Origin of the sequence: Shimia gijangensis, from assembly GCF_900142085.1 — a bacterium.
Taxonomy (GTDB): Bacteria; Pseudomonadota; Alphaproteobacteria; order Rhodobacterales; family Rhodobacteraceae; genus Shimia; species Shimia gijangensis.
The window spans coordinates 1-1,504 of sequence record NZ_FQZQ01000070.1; the positions used below are offsets into that span (position 1 = coordinate 1).

The following is a 1,504-nucleotide window of genomic DNA, read 5'->3' on the forward strand; positions in this document are numbered from 1 at the left end:
TGTCTGACGTCAGCGCCTATGGGTCCAATTAGGGTGATTTGATAAGGGAGAGTTTCTGGCTCATCGTAGCCACTGAGGAGTGGAAGATGAGAAAGACTACGAAGAGCCCTGGCGAGAAGATCGTTAAAGATATCAAGCGCGCCACCCGTAAACAGTATTCGGCGGAAGAGAAGATCCGGATCGTCCTTGATGGTCTTCGTGGCGAGGACAGCATAGCTGAGCTGTGTCGCCGCGAGGGGATTTCTCAAGGCGTTTACTACAAATGGTCGAAGGACTTCATGGAGGCCGGTAAGAAGCGGCTGGCGGGCGATACAGCGCGTGCCGCAAACACTGACGAGGTCAAGGAACTGCGCCGCGAAGCAAAGGATCTCAAGGAGGTTGTCGCGGAGCAAACATTGGAACTGCGTCTTCTCAAAAAAAGCATGACAGGCGATGGGGGCGACCACGAATGAGGTATGCCGCATCCGAGAAGCTGGAGATCATCCGGTTGGTTGAAGAAAGCCATCTGTCAGCACGTCGTACATTGGCCAAACTGGGTATCCCTCGCACCACATTCTACCGTTGGTACGACCGATACCTGCAACGCGGGGAGGCTGGTCTTGAGGATCAATCTCCCAAGCCCAAACACGTTTGGAACCGCGTTCCTGACGAGGTGAAGCGCAAAGTCGTCAACTTCGCCTTGAAGGAGACAGAGCTGTCGCCCCGCGAGTTGGCGGTAACGTTCACAGACCAGGAACGCTATTTCGTATCGGAATCCACAGTCTATCGCACGCTCAAGGCACATGACCTGATCACCAGCCCGGCGTTCATCGTGCTGAAAGCTGCGAACGAGTTCGAGCATAAGACAACGGCCATCAACCAGCTGTGGCAGACCGACTTTACCTATCTCAAGGTTCTGGGGTGGGGCTGGTTCTACCTCAGCACGATTCTGGACGACTACAGCCGCTACATCATCTCGTGGAAGCTCTGCACGACCATGCGGGCTGAGGATGTGACAGACACCCTCGATCTGGCCTTGCAGGCATCTGGCTTTGATCAGGTCCATGTCCTTCACAAGCCAAGACTGCTCAGTGACAACGGCTCAAGTTATGTCTCTGCCGACTTGGCTGAATGGTTACAGGACAAAGGTATGAAACACAGTCGTGGTGCGCCGTACCATCCACAAACCCAAGGCAAGATCGAACGCTGGCATCAAACCCTGAAGAACCGCATTCTGCTGGAAAACTACTTCTTGCCGGGAGATCTCGAAGCCCAGATCGAAGCCTTCGTCGATCACTACAACCATCAGCGCTATCACGAGAGCCTGAATAACGTCACGCCATCAGACGTCTACTTCGGACGTGACAAAGCCATTCTAAAACAAAGAGAAAGGATCAAACAGAAGACATTCGAAACGCGACGCTTGCAACACAGTCAACGTGCCGCATAATCAAACCAACCAGATGAGCCGAACACTCTCTTAGTTTACGCCGCTCTTGGTTCCAAAAACTCTGACGACGGACAC

Annotated in this window: 1 protein-coding gene; it reads left to right on the top strand. The window is 53.4% G+C overall.

Annotated elements, in window-relative coordinates:
- Positions 1 to 86: 86 nt before the first annotated feature.
- Positions 87 to 1,429 (top strand): IS3 family transposase gene (locus BUC32_RS20040; protein WP_139280823.1). Its coding sequence is split into 2 segments (ribosomal slippage): positions 87 to 414 and positions 414 to 1,429, totalling 1,344 coding nucleotides; the frame shifts between segments, so codons are not numbered across the junction.
- Positions 1,430 to 1,504: the final 75 nt, after the last annotated feature.